The organism is Arthrobacter halodurans (genome assembly GCF_041877255.1).
In the GTDB taxonomy this organism is placed as follows: domain Bacteria; phylum Actinomycetota; class Actinomycetes; order Actinomycetales; family Micrococcaceae; genus Arthrobacter_N; species Arthrobacter_N halodurans.
Genome location: NZ_JBHDLJ010000051.1, coordinates 1 through 224 on the forward strand (window position 1 = coordinate 1; position 224 = coordinate 224).

The window sequence follows — 224 nt, forward strand, 5'->3', positions numbered from 1 at the left end:
TGAGGTCCTCACGGGTCGGGCCGGGGAGTTGCTGGCCGCGGCCGCGGCCGCGGCCGGCGGTCCCGGCGGTGGTCCCGGTGGCCCCGGCGTGTCCGGAGTGCCCGGCGGTGGTCCCGGCGACGCAGGTGGCCCCGTAGTCTCCGGCGGCGGCCCCGGAAGTCCCGGCGGTCCGGGTGCGGGGGGCGGGTTGCCGCGGGTCGATGGCGGGTGGTTGGGGGACCGGG

Annotated in this window: 1 protein-coding gene; it reads right to left on the reverse strand. The window is 81.7% G+C overall.

From position 1 onward, the window contains the following. Positions 1 to 224: hypothetical protein (locus tag ACETWP_RS17425; protein WP_373973542.1), on the reverse strand; the 224-nt coding region annotated here is incomplete at both ends.